13 protein-coding genes are annotated in these 19541 nt (G+C 66.2%); 12 read left to right on the top strand and 1 reads right to left on the bottom strand.

Annotation, left to right across the window (positions count from 1 at the left end):
* Nucleotides 1-124: 124 nt before the first annotated feature.
* The 8 genes from PI87_RS21445 (at nt 125) to recQ (ending at nt 13550) form a co-directional block, all read left to right on the top strand.
* On the top strand, nt 125-1993 hold the full coding sequence (locus tag PI87_RS21445; protein ID WP_039599760.1) for a DUF2138 domain-containing protein: 1869 nt from the start codon (nt 125-127) through the stop codon (nt 1991-1993).
* The gene (locus PI87_RS21440) at nt 1990-2694 is read left to right on the top strand and encodes a DUF1175 domain-containing protein (protein WP_039599759.1); all 705 of its coding nucleotides are present in this window, start codon (nt 1990-1992) and stop codon (nt 2692-2694) included. The genes PI87_RS21445 and PI87_RS21440 overlap by 4 nt, the downstream gene beginning before the upstream one ends.
* Nucleotides 2695-2702: 8 nt before the next feature.
* The gene (locus PI87_RS21435; RefSeq protein ID WP_039599758.1) at nt 2703-7493 is read left to right on the top strand and encodes an alpha-2-macroglobulin family protein; all 4791 of its coding nucleotides are present in this window, start codon (nt 2703-2705) and stop codon (nt 7491-7493) included.
* 7 nt (nt 7494-7500) lie between these two features.
* On the top strand, nt 7501-9252 hold the full coding sequence (locus PI87_RS21430) for a DUF2300 domain-containing protein (RefSeq protein ID WP_039599757.1): 1752 nt from the start codon (nt 7501-7503) through the stop codon (nt 9250-9252).
* Between the two features lie 23 nt (nt 9253-9275).
* Nucleotides 9276-10058, top strand: coding sequence for a YfaP family protein (locus PI87_RS21425; RefSeq protein WP_039599756.1), 783 nt, complete (start codon nt 9276-9278; stop codon nt 10056-10058).
* A 5-nt stretch (nt 10059-10063) separates the two neighbouring features.
* Nucleotides 10064-10906: a YfaP family protein gene (locus PI87_RS21420; RefSeq protein WP_039599768.1), complete on the top strand. Its 843-nt coding sequence runs from the start codon at nt 10064-10066 to the stop codon at nt 10904-10906.
* Nucleotides 10907-10932: 26 nt separating this feature from the next.
* On the top strand, nt 10933-11523 hold the full coding sequence (locus PI87_RS21415; protein WP_039599755.1) for a class I SAM-dependent methyltransferase: 591 nt from the start codon (nt 10933-10935) through the stop codon (nt 11521-11523).
* A gap of 113 nt (nt 11524-11636) precedes the next feature.
* Nucleotides 11637-13550, top strand: a complete 1914-nt coding sequence (gene recQ / locus PI87_RS21410; RefSeq protein ID WP_039599754.1) for a DNA helicase RecQ — start codon at nt 11637-11639, stop codon at nt 13548-13550.
* Here the strand turns inward: recQ and PI87_RS21405 are convergent.
* Nucleotides 13547-14470 carry a LysR family transcriptional regulator gene (locus PI87_RS21405; RefSeq protein WP_039599753.1) on the bottom strand — a complete coding sequence of 308 codons (924 nt, stop codon included), beginning with the start codon at nt 14468-14470 and terminating at the stop codon, nt 13547-13549. The two genes, recQ and PI87_RS21405, sit on opposite strands and share 4 nt — an antisense overlap.
* Before the next feature lie 151 nt (nt 14471-14621).
* Here PI87_RS21405 and PI87_RS21400 point away from each other — a divergent pair, with 151 nt between their 5' ends.
* From PI87_RS21400 to fusA, 4 genes are all read left to right on the top strand, one after another.
* On the top strand, nt 14622-15827 hold the full coding sequence (locus PI87_RS21400) for an MFS transporter (RefSeq protein WP_232314053.1): 1206 nt from the start codon (nt 14622-14624) through the stop codon (nt 15825-15827).
* Between the two features lie 296 nt (nt 15828-16123).
* Nucleotides 16124-16501 carry a 30S ribosomal protein S12 gene (rpsL, locus tag PI87_RS21395; RefSeq protein ID WP_021197587.1) on the top strand — a complete coding sequence of 126 codons (378 nt, stop codon included), beginning with the start codon at nt 16124-16126 and terminating at the stop codon, nt 16499-16501.
* Between the two features lie 186 nt (nt 16502-16687).
* Complete coding sequence (gene rpsG / locus PI87_RS21390) at nt 16688-17158, top strand: 30S ribosomal protein S7 (RefSeq protein WP_004634470.1); 471 nt, start codon at nt 16688-16690, stop codon at nt 17156-17158.
* A 114-nt stretch (nt 17159-17272) separates the two neighbouring features.
* Nucleotides 17273-19441: an elongation factor G gene (gene fusA, locus PI87_RS21385; protein ID WP_039599751.1), complete on the top strand. Its 2169-nt coding sequence runs from the start codon at nt 17273-17275 to the stop codon at nt 19439-19441.
* The last annotated feature ends 100 nt before the right edge of the window (nt 19442-19541 follow it).

The following is a 19541-nucleotide window of genomic DNA, read 5'->3' as shown; positions in this document are numbered from 1 at the left end:
CTGCGATGCTCGCTGTACCCGTGTACAGCTGCGCTTCTCAGGCCAACCTCGGGCCGCTCGCGACGGATCGTGAGCCGGTTGTTTCAATCTGCCGGCCCTCTCCAGCCTTGCCGCAGATTCCTCCATGAAGCTCACACGCAAGCAGATCGCCGTTGGCGCGGTCGCCCTGGTCGTTGCCGGCGCGGCGGTGGTGCAGATGGTCTGGCACCCGTTCAGTCGCACGCGCGCGCTGCACGCCCGTCAGGTCCAGCTCGACTTGACTTACCCCGATGCCTTGATCGACAGCCAGAGCCTGTCGCAACTGCCGCGCGACGTGCTGCGCGTGCCGCTGCTGCGCGATGTGCTGACCGAAGATTTCGTCGCCTACTACGAGGGCAACGAAGACCGCCTCTCGGTGGCCGGCGCGCTGCGTCGCCTTGCGTACGAGCAGAAGCTCGACCTGGCCGAGACGGTGCTCAAGCATGTGTTTGACGAGCCCGCCCGCGTGATGCTGTGGCGAGGCCCGGACGACAAGCTGCGCTATTGGGTGCTCTCGATGCAGCGCAACGGCTTGGCGAAAGCGCTGGAAGCCGTCGCCACCGTGGCCACAAGCGATACGCAGCTCACCAAGGTGGCCGATGCGCTGGGCGATTCCGGCGCGCCGGTCTATGCGTTGCGGCTCTCGGCCACGCGCTCGATCCTGATCGCCAGCAAGGGCGACCGGCTGATCGCGCTGTCCGAGCCGGGCATCCTGCTGGACAAGGACGGCAAGCCGATTTCCAAGCAGGCGAGCGCGCTGGCCGCGCTGCTGTCGGATGACACTGGCAAGCGCAACGCGCAAGGCACGGCGTACGCGCTGCCCGCACAAGAGCCGACGGGCCATCACGTTGTGGTGAGCGCCAACTATCTGTCGTTCGGCTATCAGCAGTACTTCCCGGGCATCGAGGCGTTGCGCTTCGACTTTGGTTCGGGCAAGGGTGACGGCGGGGGCAATGGCTGGCAGAGTGCCGCGCTCATTGACCCGAGCCACCTTTCGGCCAAGTGGGACAACGCTGGCCTGTGGCGCGCGCTGCCGTCTGACCCGGCCGCTTGCGCCACACTACCTGTTGACTGGAAGGCCGCCGGCGCACTGTTGCGTAACGTGGCTGGCGACGCCAAGGAAGTCAGCGAAGCCGCCGCGCATGTCGGCGACGCCTTTGCTGGCCCGGCTGCGGCGTGCTGGTACGGCAAGTCATCGCTGGTGGCGCCGCTGTTCGTGGCGAAGCTGTCGTCGGCCTCGCAGGCTGAAGCGGTCAAGCCAGCGTTGGCTGCGTTGTTCGGCCAGATCATCGGCTCATATGAATCCAAGGCACAGGCGGATGACAAGTCCGGCCCGTACAAGCGCCTGCCGGTGACGACACGCCAGGGCCCGGCCAACGCCACGCTGTGGCAGCGCCCGGTGAGCGCACGCTACGGCACCGCGAAATCGGCCGAGGCACCGTTTGGGGCGCAGTTGTCGTGGGAGCGTTACTTTCCGGTCACGCTGGCGATTGCGGGCGACGTGGTGGTGTTTTCGCCGGACGCGCGCCTCGTTGACGATGCGCTGGCCGTGCTCGCCAAGCGGTTCCCTGCGGTGGCTGACAGCTTGCCGAAGGACAAGACCGAACGCATCGTCCTGACGATGACGCCTGCATCGCTCGCGCCGCTCGTGCGCCGCGAAGCCGGTGCTGCGCTGCCCGCCGACCAGGAAGCCGTGTTCCTGAACGCTGCACAGACACACCTGTTCCCGAAGCTCAAGGCGCTGGCGCGGTATGCGCCGGTGTCGCTGGCGCTGGATGGCGGTGTGCCGTCGTCGCGTGGCTGGGTGCCGGTGACGTGGCTGTCGAGCGGGCACGGTCTGCCGGCCGGCGGCGACGGTACGCCGCCTGCGCCGGCAGACACGGCCGCGGCGTCGGCCCCGTCGGCGGCGCCTGCCGATGCGCCTGCCACCGAGGCGGCGGCGCCTGTTCCTGCTGACAACGCCAGCACGCAATGACACCGCGCGCCTCGGCCGCCGTGCTGAGCCGTCGCCGCTGGTTGGCGGCAGCCGGCGGCTGTCTGCTCGCTCCGTATGCGCACGCGTTGTCCGGCTGGGCGGACGCCGCACCGGCAGACCTCGACGCGCTCACGCCGGATCAATCGAGCGTGTTCCGCGCTTGGTTCGTACGCATCGTCAACGAGCAGCTGCGCCAGGGGCCGACGCCGCGCTGGACGCACCGTGACTGCGCCGGCCTCGTGCGTTTCGCCGCCGGCGAGGCCTTGCGCCCGCACGACCCCCGCTGGCTGCGCGCCAACGGCATGCGCGATGCGGAATCCGCGCGGCAACTGCCGCCCGAGCTGAACCTTACGCCCGCCCAGCGCACGCTCACGCAGCGTTGGGCACGCATTGATGGCAGCACCGGCGCGTATGTCTCTGCGCTCGGGCTCATCCAGCAGAACAGCCGCTTCATTGCCAAGGACGTCAACCAGGCGCTCCCGGGCGATCTGCTCTTCTTCGATCAAGGCGACGACCAGCATCTGATGATCTGGATGGATCGCTACATCGCTTACCACACCGGCACCGTCACCCGCACCGACAACGGTCTGCGCGCGGTCCCGGTCTCTGAATTGATGCAATGGAAAGACTCGCGCTGGCAGCCGCAGGGCGGCAATCCCAACTTCATCGGCGTGTTTCGTCTGGCCTTTTTGACACGGTAGAAAAACTCATGCGCAACCGTTGGCATTCGTTCAATCTGGTCGCTGCCGTCTGCCTGACGGTGCTGGCGTTTGTGGGCCACGCTCATGCGGCCGACGCACCCGAAAAGCCGAACCCCACCTTCGCCGACGCGCCCCCCAGCGGCTATGAGCCGATCAAGGGCCAGCCATTCTTCCTGCTCTCGGACGCCAGCTACGGCACCGACCAGGAAGCGATGGTCCGCCTGGAGGCGCCGGGCCGTGAATACAAGGACGAGCTCTCCCGCTATGGCGGCGCCGACATCCTCGTCTACCGTGTGGCGCAGCCGCTTGAGTTCCTGAAGGCGCAGAAGAACCTGCACCGCATCGACGTGAAGGCGAACTACACGGGCGAAGGCTTGGCCAACACGCTCGCGTATCTGTGGGACAACTGGACGCGCCAGGCCCGCCGCACATGGCAGCGCGTGCTGTCGTTCGCCACGCGCAGCAAGGCCGTGGAGACCGCGCCGCAGTTCAGCATGGGCGACCAGATGACGGCACCCACGCGCTTCTCGAACAACCCGCAGTACGCGCCGCTCAAGGGCTATGAGCTGCTCGGTCGCTTCCGTTACCCGATCTGGGATGCCAAGCCGATCGCGCCGCCCAAGGACGTCAAGCTGGAGGGCAGCAGCAGCGAATGGATGCCACAGAACGTCGGCAACGTGATGATCCCGGTGGGCAAGCTGCCGGCGGGTTTGTACATCGTGGAAGCGGTGATTGGTGCGTACCGCGCGCACACGCTGCTGTTCGTGTCGGACACCGTGGCCGTCACCAAGGGCACGTCCCAAGGGATGATGGTCTGGACCGCCGAGCGCAAGAGCGGCAAGCCGGTGAGCGGCTCGTCCGTAAGCTGGACCGACGGCGTTGGCGTGCTCGCGTCTGGCACCACCGATAGCGATGGCACGGCTGACCTGCGCCATGTCTCGCCGGAGCGCAGCTACGTGATCGGCAACGATCGCGCGGGCGGCGTGTTCATCTCCGAGAATTTCTATTACGACAGCGAGATCTACAACACCAAGCTGTACGCCTTCACCGATCGCCCGCTCTATCGCCCAGGCGATGAAGTGCGCGTCAAGTTCATCGGCCGCAACTTCAAGAACGCTACCGAATCGACCGTGCCGGCTGCCGGCGACATCAAGCTGCAGGTGCTCGACCCGAACGGCGCGCCGGTGGCCACGTCCACTACGCGCCTGGCTGGCCAGGCTGGAGATAGCGGCGCTGACGCGCGCTTCACGCTGCCGTCCAACGCACCGGCCGGCGGCTACTCGCTGCGCTTCGACTACAACGGCGGCACGTATGGCGGCGCCTTCCGTGTGGCGGAATACATCAAGCCGCACTTTGACGTGAACCTGTCGCTGGACAAGGCCAGCTATGGCACGGGCGAAGCGGTCAAGGGCAAGATCAGCCTGCGCTATCCGGACGGCAAGCCGGTCAAGAACGGCAAGGTGTCGGTCAGCCTGCGCGCACAGCAGGTGACGATGGTGGAGGGCGAGTTGCGCTACGCCGGCCTGTTCCCCGTCAAGCTGGAGCAGCAGGAACTGACCACCGACGGCGACGGCAACGCCAAGCTGGACCTGCCTGCGGCCAAGGAGCCGAGTCGTTACGTGGTGACCGTGTTCGCCAACGACGGCGCGGCCTACCGCGTGAAGGTCACGCGTGAGCTGCTGATCGCACGTGGCGCCACGCCGTACAAGCTGTCGACCACGTCGAACTTCACGACGCCGGGCCAGGACGTGTCGTTCAACCTGACGCCGATGCCGGTCGTGGGTGGTGCAAGCGGTGGGGCCGGTGCAAGCGCGCCGCCTGCCAAGTGGGATCTGGTGCGCCTGGAGACGCGTACCCGCACCGAAGGTACGGTGGCTCCGGATGCCAAGGGCAACGCGACTTTCCCGGTCAAGTTCGACCAACCGGGCTCCTACACGCTGTCGGTGCGTGATGCTGCCGGCAACCTGCTTGCCGCATCGAGCCACTGGGTGGCCGGCGATGGCGTGCAGACTGTGCCCGGCAACATCGAAATGGTGTTCGACCGCGACCGTTACCAGATTGGTGACACGGCCGAGGCGCTGATCACCTTCCCGCTGCCGGTGGACGACGCACTGCTCACGCTGGAGCGTGACAAGGTCGAGCGCCACGCGCTGCTCACCCGCGGCGGCGAGTGGCTCAGCCTGAAGAAAGTCACGCCCACGCAGTACCGTGCACGCATCAAGATCGGTGCGGAGTTCGCCCCGAACATGACGTTCTCGGTGCTCTACGTGCGCGATGGCGACATGGTGTTCCAGAACGCCGGCATCGTCGTTACGCAGCCGACGCTGGATCTGAGCGTGCACGCTGGCAAGGCCGTCTACGCCCCGGGCGAGACCGTCACGCTGGACCTGACCAGCGCGCTGGCGGGCAAGCCGGTGCCGGCCAATCTGACCGTGTCCGTGGTCGACGAGATGATCTACGTGCTGCAGCCCGAAGTGGCACCCAGCATCGTCGATTTCTTCTACCACCCGCGCCGCAACAGCGTGCGCACCACGTCGAGCCAGAGCTTCATCAGCTACGACCTGGCGCTCGCTTCGTTGCCGGGCAAGCCGGGCGGCACCTACGGCCGTCATAACGAGCGCGGCGTGAAGGTGCTGGAGCGCCCGCGTCGTGACGAGCAGGACACTGCTGCGTGGGTTGCCAACCTGCAGACCGATGCGGATGGCCGCGCGCGCATGACGTTCAAGATGCCCGATTCGCTGGCGCGTTGGCGCATCACGGTGCGTGCAGTGTCGACCACGGGCGCATCGGATGGCATCGTCGGTCAGCGCACGGCCAACATCCGCTCCGACAAGCCGCTGTATCTGAAGTGGACCGGCCCACAGCGCTTCCGCGAAAGCGATCAGCCGCGCCTGGACATGGTCGCCTTCAACCAGACCGACAAGGACATCACCGCCGACTGGATCGTCTCGGGCGCCGGCCTGAACATCAACCAGCGCGTGACGCTCAAGCGCGGTGCCAACTATCTGCGCGCGCCGGTCACTGCCTTGCAGGCGGGTGTCATCAATGCCGAGCTGAAGCAGGGCGATGCCGTGTCGGACCGCCTGCAGACCACCCTCAAGCTGGATGCCACCGGCTGGCTGGCGGACCGCGAAAACGTCGTCCCGCTCACGCAGCTGCAAGGCACGCGCCTGCCGCTGGGCCTGCCTGCCGATGCGCGCGACGTGCGTCTGCGCGTGGTTGGCAACACGGCCAGCCAGTTCGCCCGCGTGGCCGATGACCTGATCGAGTACCCGTACGGTTGCGCCGAGCAGACCGCCAGCCGCCTGATTCCGCTGGCACTCGCCCAGCAGAGCCTTGCCGCCACGGGCGCCCGCCTGGGCAGTACGGGAGATAGCGGCCCGGCCGGCACGCAAGGCGTCGATGCGCTACTGCGCACGCAGCGTCAGCGTCTGGCACTGCTGGCCGGCACCAACGGCACCTTCGGCTGGTGGGGTGAGCTGACGACCAGCAGCGCGCTCATCACGTCGTATGCGTACTACGCGGATTGGCTCGCCAGCCGCTCGGTCGGCATCAGCCTGCCGGCAGATAACTGGAAGCAGGTGCTCGAAGCCTACAAGCGCACCAGCCAGAACGAGCCGCTGCTGCACCGCGCGTTGGCGCTGTGGTTTGCCAACGAGATGGGCCTGCCGGTGGCAACGCCGCTGTCGGGCGTAGCGAACGAACTCGCACGCAACGCCAAGGCCCCGGCCGACGCTGAGCCCGCCGCGGGCGACAGCCTGATCTTCGTCGCGCCGGATTCCCCGCGTGGTCGCCAGGTGGCAACGGTGCTGACGGCGCAACTGATGCGCCAGATTGGTCAGCCGGTGCCCGAAGCGCTAGTCTCGGCTGACATCGCTGCACGCAATGCGCTGGCGGCAGACAACTCGCCGCTGGTGCAGAGCCTGTTGCTGATGGGCGGTGGCCGTTCGGCTGCTGACCCGGCGCCGCTGCTGGCACGCGCCAGTGCCGCCATGCCGACGATGGATCGCGCCATCGCGCTGGTCTGGCTGCAGAAGGGCCTGGGTGGTCTGCAAGGCGCGAGCGTTGCTGCTATCCAGCCGACGGTGTCGGCGGGTGGCTGGCAGGCGGCTCGCTCGCCGGTGGGTGTGCCGACGTGGCGCTGGAGTGGCGCGCAGGTGCCCGCCGCGCTCGACCTGACGACCGCACCGACCGACGTGACGACGCAATCGGCCATCGTGTCCTACCGCAGCCGTGCGCCGGAAGTGTCCAAGCTGCCGATCACGGTGGAGCGCAAGCTGTACCGCCTGGAGCCGATCGACTCCACGCCGGCCAAGCCGGACCCGAAGGCGCCCAAGCAGCCGGCGGCCGACGCCAACAGCAGCGGCATCGCCTTCACGGCCAAGCCGGTCAAGCCGGGCGACACGCTCGACAGCAACGCGTTGTATGTCGACGAGGTGGTGCTGACACCGCGTCAGGGCACGTTCCGCTATGGCCTGGTTGAAGTACCGCTGCCGCCGGGCGCCGAGGTGGAAGCCACCACCTGGGGCATCCAGATCGACGGCCTGAAGGGCGAGCCGAACGAAGGCAATGGCCCGCAGCCGTTCGAGCGCAAGGCGGCCTACGAAATGGGTCAGCTCTCGTATAACCAGCCGGTACCGGCGCTGGAGCGGCCGACCGTGCTGCGCCAACTCGTGCGCTTCTCGTTGCCGGGTCGCTTTGCGCTGCCGCCTGTGCGCTACTTCCGCATGTATCAGCCGGAAGCCAAGGCGCTCCAGGGCGACGGCAAGACGGCCAGCTTTCCGTACAAGGTGGAGTGAAGCGGCAATGCGCTCCAGCCTGCTTGCGCGCGGCGTGCTGACCGGCCTGATCTGGGCCGGCGGCGCACTCGCGCTCGTTGGGCATTCGGGGCACGCCGTTGCCGTACCTGTTGCTGCGCCGTCGCCGCAACTGCCGCAGTTACGATTTGCCGCCTTGCAGGGCGACGATGCCAAGCTCTGGCAGTTCAGCGCCAGCACCGTCACCAGCGCAGCCGGTGGCATGCCGCAAGCCACCGCTTTGCCGCGTGACACTGAAACGCCGCTCGGCAGCATCTGGAAGCTCTTCGTCTACAGCTACCTCGTCTCGCGCCGCATCAACACGCCCGACTACACGTGTCACGGCAACGATGCCGAAGAGGTCTATTGCTGCACGGCCGGCCAGAGCATCGACCGCGAGCGCGCGCTCATCCAATCGTGCGGTCGCTATTTCGAACCGGCACGCCTGGGCCTGGATGGCGCCGACTGGCGCCGCTTCTGGCAGCAAGCCAACGCACCCACGTGGCTGCGTGACCTGCGCGCCATGCAACCCGCGCGCCGCGTCCCCGTTGCCGATCTGCTGAGCGCGTTGCACAGCGTGCCCGCCGATGGGCGTGAGACCGCCGCACAAACGCTCGTCTCCGTGCTGACCGTCGGGCGCGGCGAGGGCACTGTGTCGTACTTCGGTGGCTTGCTGCGCGCCAAGACGTGGACCATGCCTGACCCGCAGCGCCCCGGCGCGTCGATCGGCGGTGCTGCCGGTTGGCTGGCCGATGGCACGCCCGTGTGGCTGGGCGGCGTGGGCTCCAGCAACCAGGTGCTGGCCGCCGCCGCGCCACGTCTCACGCCGCTGATCGAGCAGACGCCCGTGCCCGACGACGACGCCTGTGTGGCGGTGGAATTCTTCGCGCGCTATCCGATCTGGGACGTGCGCGACATCGACAGCAAGCCGGTCGGCCCCGGTCGCCTGGAAGGCCGCTACACCGTGCGCTTCGTCAACGGCAATACGCTGCCGATCGAGAGCCGCGGCGAGCTGACCCTGGCGCGCGAGAACAACGCGACCGTCATCACCGGCCGGCTCGGCATGAACGACTACGTGGCGCGCGTCGTGGAGCGCGAAGGCAATCTGACCGAGCCGCAAGCCGCCCGCGCCTTGGCCGTGGCGGCGCGCAGCTACCTCGTGCAGCACGCCTCGCGTGACAAGGGCTGCTACCGCATCGCCGACAGCTCGCGCACGCAGCGTGTGCTGTCGCGCCCGCCCGCCGCCGCCGCGCGCAATGCGGCGGAATTTACCGATGCACTCGTGCTGGTCGGCCAGTCCGTGCAGTACCACGGCACGATCAGCGCACGCGGCCAGATGAGCTGGACCGCCGCGCGCGCTGCCGCGCAGCGTGGCCAGGGGTTTGACCGCATCCTCGCGCAATGGTGGCCGCAGGCAACGCTCACCTCGTTCCAGAGTCCGGTGGCGGGCGATTGCTCACCGGTGGCAGGCGCGCAGCAGTGGCTGCAGGCGCAGGCGCCGCGCTGGTCTGCGCGTCTGGGCGCCGAGCCCGGCTACGAGACGCCGCCGCTGCCCGCCGTGTGCGTGGTGCACGAAGGCCGCCCGTATGCCGATGCGCGCCGCAACCGGCTCTACATCCATCGGCTCGCCAGCGAGGAAGACCGCATCGCGCTGACACACGAATATCTGCATCTGGCCTTTGCGCACCACCCGCTCGGGCAGGACGAACAGTTTGTTGAGGCGACAGCGCGCCGCCTGATTCGAGGGGAGGGCTTGCTGTGAACACGAAGGCATGGACAACGCGGATGATGATCGGCGCCGCGGCCTTGCTGCTTGGTGCCTCGGCCGTCGCCGAGCCGGTGGTCGATCTGGAAGGCCCGATCGGCGGCTGGCGCAACAGCAAGCTGACCAACGAGCTGGAGCGCTATACCGCTGCGTATCCGAAACCGCCGGTGGACCGTGGTGCGCAGAAGTACCGCACGCTCATTGCCGGACGCATTCGCGCGGTCGGCAAGCAGCGCCGCCCGCCGGTGCTGATCGTCAACGGCAACGCCATGCCGCTGTACGGCGACAGCGAAGGCCGCTTCGCACGCCCCTGGGCGTTCGGCCCGGGCTCGAACAGCGTCGAGATCGTCAGCCCCGATGGCCAGTCGCGCCAGCGCCTGCAGTTCTACGAGGCCGACACCACCAAGACCTCCGCCAAGCTGCGCGCCATCCTCACCTGGGACGACCCACGTGCCGAGGTCGACATGCACGTCATCTCGCCGATTGGCGATCACGCGTTCTTCGCCCAGCCGCTGCTCTCTGACGGCGGCGGGCTCGACGTGGACAGCGTCGACGGCGCCGGCCCCGAGATTTTCTCCACCGCCGCGCCGCGCCCCGGCGTCTGGTTGTTCTACGTGAACTACTGGGGCAACTTCGACGCCGGCGGCTACAACTTTGATGAAAAGGCGCACGACCGCGATCTCATCACCGCGCAACTGACGCTGATCTATAACGAGAACACGCCCAACGAGCGGCGCGAGTTCGTCAGCGTGCCGCTGCGCAAGATCGGCGAGCTGGCGTTGATGAAATCGATCCGCTTCTGATGCTCATGACGCAATCCACATTCCGCCTCGCATTCGCCATCGCACTCGCCTCGCTTGGGGCGTCGGGTGCTGTTGTTGCGCAAACCGATACCGGCAATATCGAGATCACCGCGCCGCTCAACGGCTGGCGCAACTCGGCCGGCGACGATTCGCGCTACACGCAGGACGTGCACTATCCGGCCGTGTCGGTCAGCACACCGCAAGGGCAGGGCACGGCCTCGATGATTGCCGGGCGCATCCGCAACCAGCCCAAGGCCGCCGCCCCCACGGATGAGAACAAGCCGCGCCGCCGCCGTGGGGCGGATGGCTCGTCAGTCGGCACGCTGGTCGTCAATGGTGTGGCGATGCCGCAGCGCATCGAAGCCGACGGCACGTTCTCGCGCCCGTACGCGTTTGGCGCCGGCAGCAACAGCGTCGAAGTGCGCAGCGCACGCGGCGATGCCAAGCGCGTACAGTTCTACGACAGTTACGCTGGCAAGCAGCGCCCACGCCTGCGCGTGGTGCTGTCGTGGGATACCGACGGCACCGACCTCGACCTGCACGTCATATCGCCCGACGGCCAGCACGCCTGGTACGGCAACCGCGTGGTCGAAAACGGCGGCGCACTCGACGTGGACGTCACCACCGGCTACGGCCCCGAGATCTATTCGAACCCGGCACCCGTGCCCGGCACGTACCTTGTCTACGTGAACTACTACGGTAGCGGCAGCGACAACAGCGTCATCACCACAGCCACCGTCAGCATCATCACCGACGAGAACACGCCATCCGAGCGCCAGCAAACGTTCGTGGTCCCGATGCGCAAGGCCGGCGATCTGACGCTGTTGCGTAGTTTCACGATGAAATAGGAACCGAGACTCAGGAGCCCGCCGCCATGGACACGCAGACCGTTGCCGCCTACGACACCCTCGCCGAGACCTTCGCGCAGGAGTGGCGCGAGCAGCCTGCGCCGGAAGACATGTACGCGCTGCTGCGGCGCGAGTTCAAGGCGGGCGGGGCCACGGCGGACATCGGTTGCGGCGCCGGGCGCGAGGTGGCGTGGCTCAATGCCAACGGCTATCCGGCGGTCGGCTATGACGCTTCGGCCGGGCTGCTGGAGGCGGCGCGCACGCAGTATCCGGGGCTGTCGTTCCGGCGGGCACCGCTGCCGGAACTGGTGGGCATTGCCGACGGCGCCTTCGACAACGTGGTCTGCGAGACTGTCATCATGCATCTGCCGCCCGAGCAGATCGGTGCGGCGGTGCAGCGGCTGGTGTCGCTGCTGCGCGCGGGCGGCACGCTGTACTTGAGCTGGCGCGTCACGTCCGATGCCGATCAGCGCGATGGCCGCGGCCGGCTGTTTACCGCATTCGAGGCCGCACCCGTGTACGAAGCACTGGCCGGCACCAACATTGTTTTCGACGAGGCCGCTGTCAGCCAGTCGTCGGGCAAGACGATTCACCGCATCGTCGTGCGCAAGGTCTGAGAACCTGCTCTGGGCACAATCCGATTTCCCTGATTGACCATCGACGGACGGGGTTTGTCACAATAGCGGTTTCGCCCAGCCCGCGCGTGACACCACGTGCACCCGCCGTCCCGATGTACGACTCTCCCGCTATAGACCACGCGCTGCAGGCGCTGCCCGAAGACACCGCCGCCGCCACGCATGCGGTGCTGCACGACGTGTTCGGCTACAGCGCGTTCCGTGGCCCGCAGGCAGAGATCGTCACCCACGTGGCCGATGGCGGCGATTGCCTGGTGCTCATGCCTACCGGCGGCGGTAAATCCCTCTGCTACCAGATCCCGGCGCTCGTGCGGCACCGGCGCGGGCAGGGTGCGGGCATCGTCGTCTCGCCGCTGATCGCGCTGATGCAGGATCAGGTGGCGGCGCTGGAAGAAGCCGGCGTGCGTGCTGCCTACCTGAACTCCGCGCTGACCGGCGCCGAAGCCGCGCAGGTCGAGCACGATCTGGCGGCAGGGCGTCTGGACCTCGTCTACGTCGCACCCGAGCGGCTGATGACGCCGCGCTTTCTCGATTTGCTCGAACGCTCACGCATCGGCCTGTTCGCCATCGACGAGGCCCACTGCGTGTCGCAGTGGGGGCACGATTTCCGGCCGGAGTACATCCAGCTTTCCGTGCTGCACGAGCGCTTTCCGCACGTGCCGCGCATCGCGCTCACCGCCACGGCCGACGCCGTCACGCGCGACGAGATCGTCGAGCGGCTGGCGCTGACGGGTTCGCGCGTCTTCCTCTCCAGTTTCGACCGCCCGAACATCCGCTACACCATCGTCGAGAAGGACAGCGCGCGTACGCAGCTCCTGCGCTTCATTCGCGCCGAGCACATGGATGGCGAGTCGTGCGACGCCGGCATCGTCTACTGCCTGTCACGCAAGAAGGTGGAAGAGACGGCGCAGTGGCTGGCCGAGCAGGGCATCCGCGCGTTGCCGTACCACGCGGGGATGGATTCGGAGATACGCGCCCGCCACCAAGCCATCTTCCGCAAAGAGGAGGGCGTGGTGATGGTGGCGACCATCGCCTTCGGCATGGGCATCGACAAGCCGGACGTGCGCTTCGTCGCGCATCTGGATCTGCCGAAAAGCCTGGAGGGCTACTACCAGGAAACCGGCCGTGCCGGCCGCGACGGCATGCCCGCCAACGCGTGGATGGCCTACGGCCTGGCCGACGTCGTGCAGCAGCGCCGCATGATCGACGAGTCCGAGGCGGACGATGTGCATAAGCGCGTGTCGACCGCCAAGCTCGATGCGCTGCTGGGCCTGTGCGAGGCGGCAAGCTGCCGGCGCGTGGCACTGCTCGCTTACTTTGGCGAGAGCAGCCAGCCCTGCGGCAACTGCGATACCTGCCTCACGCCCCCACAAACCTGGGATGCCACGCGCGAGGCGCAGATGGCGCTGTCCTGTGCCTACCGCGTGCAGCAGGCCTGCCGCGTGAGTTTTGGCGCCGGGCAGCTGATCGACATCCTGCGCGGCAACGCAACCGAGCGCGTCAAGCAATGGCATCTCGAGACGGTGTCCACCTTCGGCATCGGCAGCGAGCTGTCGGAGCCGGCGTGGCGCAGCGTGTTCCGCCAGTTGGTGGCGCAGGGCCTGTTCGCGGTTGATCACGGTGGCCATGGCGCGCTGATCCTGACGGATGCGGCGCGCCCCGTGCTCAAGGGGCAGCAGTCGGTGATCCTGCGGCGTCAGGCGGAGAAGGTGCGTGGCGCGTCGTCATCGTCGGCCAAGAAGGAGCGCCGCGCGGATCCGGCAGCGGATCTTTCCGACGAGGCACAGGCGCGCTGGCAGGCCTTGCGCGTATGGCGTGCCCAGATGGCGCGCGAGCACAGCGTGCCGGCCTATGTGATCTTTCACGACAGCACGCTCGCCCGCATTGCCGAGACCGATCCGGATTCCCGTGAGGCGCTGGGCGAACTGCCGGGCATCGGCATGGCCAAGCTCGACCGCTACGGCCAGGCGTTGCTCGACGTGCTGGAGAAGTGCCGCGAGCAGGCTTAAGCGGCCGCCACCGGCAGTGGCCCCATGACACCGGTGCGTGTCAGGTGGTCGCCCAGAAAATCAACAAACGCACGCACCTTCGGCAGCAGGTGCACACGCTGCGTGAATACGGCGTGTAGCGGGACTTCGCGCGCCGCGTAGTCCGTCAGCACCGCCTGCAGCCGGCCGGCGGCGATGTCCTCGCGCACCAGATACGCCGGCCCCAGCGATACCCCCAACCCTGCACGTGCTGCTTCGCGCAACACGAGGCTGTTGTTGGCCAACATCGAGCCGTTCACGTGTGCGATGTGGCGCTGGCCGGCGGAATCGGTCAGCACCCAGTCGTGCGGTCCGTCGTAGTTGGCGTAGACGAGGCAGTTGTGGTCGCACAAATCATCCGGTGATCGTGGAATGCCGCGCTCGCGGAAATACGACGGCGCGCCGTAGATGGCGTGCGCGCAGTTTGCCAGCCGCCGTGCCACCAGCGATGAATCCTCCAGCATGCCGATGCGGATGGCGACGTCGATGCGGCCCGCCACCAGATCTGCGTAACGGTCGTTCATGTCCAGGTCGATCTGCACGGCCGGGTAGCGTGCCTGGAACGCCCCGAGCAGCGGCGCTAGCAACGTCACAGCAAACGACGCTGGCGCCGACACCCGCAGTGTGCCGCGCGCCTCGTCGCGCAGGGCGGTCACGGCCTGTTCGGCAGCGTCCATCAGCGCCAGACCTTCGCGGCTTTTCTCGAAGAAGGCTGCGCCGGCTTCGGTCAGGGATAGGCGCCGCGTCGTCCGCTGCAGCAGACGCGTGCCCAGCCGCGCCTCCAATCGCGCCAGCGCCTTACTGATCACACCGCGCGAGACGCCCATCGCATCGGAAGCGGCCGACAGGCTGCCGCACTCCACCACCCGCACAAAGATCACCACGTCGGAGAGTCGGTCCATATTTGCGCGCTTCTGGAAACAATATGGCGCCAGAGGCTACCTTAATCTGCGCGAATCGGCTGGCTACGATGGGGCGTCACGACCCTCCTTCCTCGTCATCATGACTACCGAAGCCCCTACCGTTGCTGTGTCTCATCCCCCTGCAGATCGCTTGCCGCGCGGCGCGACGCCGTTGTTCGCGGCCGCGGTCGGGCTCATCGTCGTCAACCTGTTCGGCATCCAGCCGCTCATCGCCGAGATCGCCGCCAGCATCGGCTGGACCACGGCCACCACCGGGTTGCTGGTGACCGCCACGCTCATCGGTTACGGCATCGGCCTGTTGCTGCTGATGCCGATGACCGACCTGCAGGACAACCGCACGCTGGCCTCGCGCACGCTGTGGGGTGCGGTGGCGTCGTTGGCGTTGACCACTGTGGCACACAGCGGGCAGGTGCTGATGCTGGCCGCATTCGCCATCGGACTCACGTCGACCGTTATTCAGATGCTGATCGCACTAGCCGGGCGCCTGGCGGGCGACCATCGGCGCGGGCGCGTGCTCGGCGACATCATGATCGGCCTGAACCTGGGTATTCTGCTGTCGCGCCCGGCGGCCAGCCTGATTGCGGCGCAGTGGGGCTGGCGGGCGTTCTACGGCGCCTCTGCGGTGGCGATCGGCGCGCTGGCGATCGTCCTGCCGCGCGTGATGCCGACCTTCGTGCCACCGCGCGCACATTCGTATGGCGCGCTGCTGGGCTCGTACGGGCGACTGCTGCGCAGCGAGCCGTTGTTGCGCCGCCGCGCTGCCACGCAAGCTTTGCTGATGGCTGCATTTACGCTGTTCTGGACGGCGGTGGCGCTGCGCTTGGCGGCGGCGCCGTTCCATTTGTCGCAGAACGGCATCGGCATCTTCGCGCTGTGCGGCGCGGCGGGCGTGGTCGCAGCCCCGGTGGCCGGGCGCTTGGCAGACCGTGGCCTGGTACGCCTGGGGACGCTGCTCGCGCATGGCAGTGCTGCGACGGGGTTGCTGCTGGCGCTGGCCTCGGCGCTGGTGCCCGGCCTGAGCGTGCCCGTCATGCTGGCGATGCTGGTGGTGGCCGCGCTGCTGCTGGACTTCGGTGCCATCGGCGACCAGGCGCTCGGTCGCTATATGGTCAACACGCTGTCACCGGAGATTCGCGGTCGCGTGAATGGCCTGTACACGGGGGCGTTCTTCTTTGGCGCGGCAGCCGGCGGCGGACTGGCCGGGGTGGCCTGGGCACGTGCGGGCTGGGTCGGCGTTTCTGTCCTCGCGCTCGGGTTTGTGGTGGCTGCGGCACTCGTCTTCCTCCGGCCCAACCCAGCCCTGCGTGCCATCGGCGCCACACCGCGTGGCTGCTGACTTGCATCGCGCGCCGCCAGACTGGTGGCGCGCTTGACGCTTGCAAAACACCCCGCTATAGTGCCAGATTCGAGTTTTTGGCTTCTGGCTTCGCACGTCCATGCCCGGCAAAGCGCTGTGCAAGGCATCTGAACCAGACGGGCTCGCGCTCTTTGGTCTTGATCTGTTCCCGCAGGTCCTCCCTCTAGAGCGTTCTGCTCGCCACTTCCAAAACCCGATTGCGCCGATTGCCTCACTTGTGAGGCTGCCACGTCATGTGGCCCGGCGATTTTTCAAAAACCAAGCTGGATTGAACAATGCCAACTATCAATCAATTGGTTCGCAAGCCCCGCGTCTCTGAAAAGCTGAAGAGCAAGAGCCCGGCGCTTGAGAACTGCCCGCAGCGTCGCGGCGTGTGCACCCGCGTGTACACCACGACGCCGAAGAAGCCGAACTCGGCACTGCGTAAGGTCGCCAAGGTGCGCCTGACCAACGGTTTCGAAGTCATTTCGTACATCGGCGGTGAAGGCCACAACCTGCAAGAACACAGCGTCGTGCTGATCCGCGGCGGCCGTGTGAAGGATTTGCCGGGTGTGCGTTACCACATCGTGCGCGGCTCCCTTGACCTGCAAGGCGTCAAGGACCGTAAGCAAGCGCGTTCGAAGTACGGCGCGAAGCGCCCGAAGAAGGCCTAAGTTGTCAGTGAGATCGGCCCGCGTTTGCGGTCACGGTCTTGTCATGAGCAGGCGGTACAACGGTGCGTTTTTTGACCGCACTGGCACCGTCGAGTAAGTGGTCACCCGGCTCAGATTGTTGGAAGACAAGCTAGTTGGTGGCCGGAGAACCGAAGCGGTTCTCAACTGAACAGAGAAGGAAAGAAGATGCCACGTCGTCGTGAAGTCCCCAAGCGGGAAATTCTGCCGGACCCGAAGTTCGGCAATGTGGAAGTCGCCAAGTTCATGAACGTCCTGATGCTGGACGGCAAGAAGTCGGTGGCTGAGCGTATCGTCTACGGTGCGTTCGACCAGATCGAGAAGAAAGCAGGCAAGGCGCCTATCGAGGTGTTCACGCTGGCAATCGGCAATATCAAGCCGGTGGTCGAAGTGAAGAGCCGCCGTGTTGGTGGCGCCAACTATCAGGTGCCGGTCGAAGTCCGGCCGTCGCGTCGTCTGGCATTGGCGATGCGTTGGCTGCGGGAAGCTGCGAAGAAGCGCAGCGAGAAGTCGATGGCCCTGCGTCTGGCTGGTGAACTGCTCGAGGCCTCGGAAGGCCGCGGCGGCGCCATGAAGAAGCGCGATGAAGTGCACCGTATGGCGGAAGCCAACAAGGCGTTCTCGCACTTCCGCTTCTAAGCGACTCACGCACGTTGTTGGTTGCTGGGCGGGCTGTGTGCGCACATCTCGCCCATTTGTATTAGGGGCGCTTGCTATCCGGCGGCGCCCCGTTGACGAATCTGAGGATTAACCGTGGCTCGTAAGACCCCCATTGAGCGCTACCGTAACATCGGTATTTCCGCTCACATCGACGCCGGCAAAACCACCACGACCGAGCGGATCCTGTTCTACACCGGTGTGAACCACAAGATCGGTGAAGTGCATGATGGCGCTGCCACCATGGACTGGATGGAGCAGGAGCAAGAGCGCGGCATCACCATCACGTCCGCTGCTACGACCGCTTTCTGGAAGGGCATGGGCGGCAACTACCCCGAGCACCGCTTCAACATCATCGACACCCCGGGCCACGTGGACTTCACCATTGAGGTGGAGCGTTCCATGCGTGTGCTGGACGGCGCGTGCATGGTGTACTGCGCAGTGGGTGGCGTGCAGCCGCAGTCGGAAACCGTCTGGCGCCAGGCCAACAAGTACAAGGTGCCGCGTCTGGCGTTCGTCAACAAGATGGACCGTACCGGCGCGAACTTCTTCAAGGTCTATGACCAGCTGAAGACCCGCCTGAAGGCCAACCCGGTGCCCGTCGTGGTGCCGATCGGTGCTGAAGAAGGCTTCCAGGGCGTCGTCGATCTGCTGGAAATGAAGGCGATCATTTGGGACGAAGCCAGCCAAGGCGTGAAGTTCGAATACACCGACATTCCGGCTGAACTCGTTGCCACCTGCAACGAATGGCGCGAGAAGATGGTCGAGTCGGCCGCTGAAGCCAGCGAAGCGCTGATGGAAAAGTACCTGGGCGGCGAAGAGCTGACCCGTGCTGAGATCGTCAAGGCGCTGCGCGACCGTACCATCGCCTGCGAAATCCAGCCGATGCTGTGCGGCACCGCGTTCAAGAACAAGGGCGTGCAGCGCATGCTCGACGCCGTGATCGACTTCCTGCCGTCGCCGGTCGACATTCCGCCGGTCAAGGGCACCGACGAAAACGACGAAGAGAAGAAGCTCGAGCGCAAGGCAGACGACAACGAAAAGTTCTCGGCGCTGGCGTTCAAGATCATGACCGACCCGTTCGTTGGTCAGCTGATCTTCTTCCGCGTCTACTCGGGCAAGATCAATTCGGGCGACACCGTGTACAACCCGGTGAAGCAGAAGAAGGAGCGTCTGGGCCGTATTCTGCAGATGCACGCCAACCAGCGCGAGGAAATCAAGGAAGTGCTGGCCGGTGACATCGCTGCTGCAGTGGGTCTGAAGGACGCCACCACGGGTGATACGCTGTGCGACCCGGCTGCTCCGATCGTGCTCGAGCGCATGGTGTTCCCGGAGCCGGTGATCTCGCAGGCTGTCGAGCCGAAGACCAAGGCTGACCAGGAAAAGATGGGCATCGCCCTGAACCGCCTGGCCGCTGAAGATCCGTCGTTCCGCGTGCGTACCGATGAAGAATCGGGCCAGACCATCATTTCGGGTATGGGCGAGCTCCACCTCGAAATTCTGGTCGACCGCATGAAGCGCGAATTCGGCGTGGAAGCCAACATCGGCGCGCCGCAAGTTGCCTACCGCGAAACCATCCGCAAGAAGGTTGAGGACGTCGAAGGCAAGTTCGTCAAGCAGTCGGGCGGCCGCGGTCAGTATGGTCACGCTGTGATCACGCTGGAACCGCTGGACGAAGAAGGCAAGGTGGCAGCGAAGGCGGCGGCGACCACGTCGGCAGCAGCTGCTGCAGCTGCCAATGGTTTCGTCTTCGTCGACGCCATCAAGGGCGGTGTGATTCCTCGCGAATACATCCCGGCGGTCGAAAAGGGTATCGTCGACACGCTGCCTGCCGGTATTCTGGCTGGCTTCCCGGTGGTGGACGTGAAGGTCACGCTGACGTTCGGTTCGTACCACGACGTGGACTCGAACGAAAACGCGTTCCGCATGGCCGGCTCGATGGCTTTCAAGGAAGCGATGCGCAAGGCCACCCCGGTTCTGCTCGAGCCGATGATGGCTGTGGAAGTGGAAACGCCGGAAGACTACACGGGCACCGTGATGGGCGATCTGTCGTCCCGCCGCGGCATCGTGCAGGGCATGGACGACATGGTCGGCGGCGGCAAGGTCATCAAGGCCGAAGTCCCGCTGTCGGAAATGTTCGGCTATTCGACGTCGCTGCGTTCGGCCACGCAAGGCCGCGCCACGTACACCATGGAATTCAAGCAATACGCTGAGGCACCGAAGAACATTGCCGAAGCAGTGATGGCTGCCAAGGGTACGAAGTAATCAACGTGTTTTGGGCGACACGTGCGCGTGTCGCCCACATCTAAATCTAGCAATTAGCCAATTCCGAATTGAGGAGCTGACATGGCAAAGGAAAAGTTCG

Source organism: Ralstonia sp. A12, from assembly GCF_000801955.1.
GTDB lineage: Bacteria > Pseudomonadota > Gammaproteobacteria > Burkholderiales > Burkholderiaceae > Ralstonia.
Note: the sequence above shows the minus strand (reverse complement) of the source record. Positions and strands in the feature narration are given on the sequence as shown.

Bases quoted from the DNA above. Each gene is read 5' to 3' on its own strand.
- PI87_RS21445 (WP_039599760.1), top strand. From the start codon at position 125: ATGAAGCTCACACGCAAGCAGATCGCCGTTGGCGCGGTCGCCCTGGTC.
- PI87_RS21440 (WP_039599759.1), top strand. From the start codon at position 1,990: ATGACACCGCGCGCCTCGGCCGCCGTGCTGAGCCGTCGCCGCTGGTTG.
- PI87_RS21435 (WP_039599758.1), top strand. From the start codon at position 2,703: ATGCGCAACCGTTGGCATTCGTTCAATCTGGTCGCTGCCGTCTGCCTG.
- PI87_RS21430 (WP_039599757.1), top strand. From the start codon at position 7,501: ATGCGCTCCAGCCTGCTTGCGCGCGGCGTGCTGACCGGCCTGATCTGG.
- PI87_RS21425 (WP_039599756.1), top strand. From the start codon at position 9,276: ATGATGATCGGCGCCGCGGCCTTGCTGCTTGGTGCCTCGGCCGTCGCC.
- PI87_RS21420 (WP_039599768.1), top strand. From the start codon at position 10,064: ATGACGCAATCCACATTCCGCCTCGCATTCGCCATCGCACTCGCCTCG.
- PI87_RS21415 (WP_039599755.1), top strand. From the start codon at position 10,933: ATGGACACGCAGACCGTTGCCGCCTACGACACCCTCGCCGAGACCTTC.
- recQ (WP_039599754.1), top strand. From the start codon at position 11,637: ATGTACGACTCTCCCGCTATAGACCACGCGCTGCAGGCGCTGCCCGAA.
- PI87_RS21405 (WP_039599753.1), bottom strand. From the start codon at position 14,470: ATGGACCGACTCTCCGACGTGGTGATCTTTGTGCGGGTGGTGGAGTGC.
- rpsL (WP_021197587.1), top strand. From the start codon at position 16,124: ATGCCAACTATCAATCAATTGGTTCGCAAGCCCCGCGTCTCTGAAAAG.
- rpsG (WP_004634470.1), top strand. From the start codon at position 16,688: ATGCCACGTCGTCGTGAAGTCCCCAAGCGGGAAATTCTGCCGGACCCG.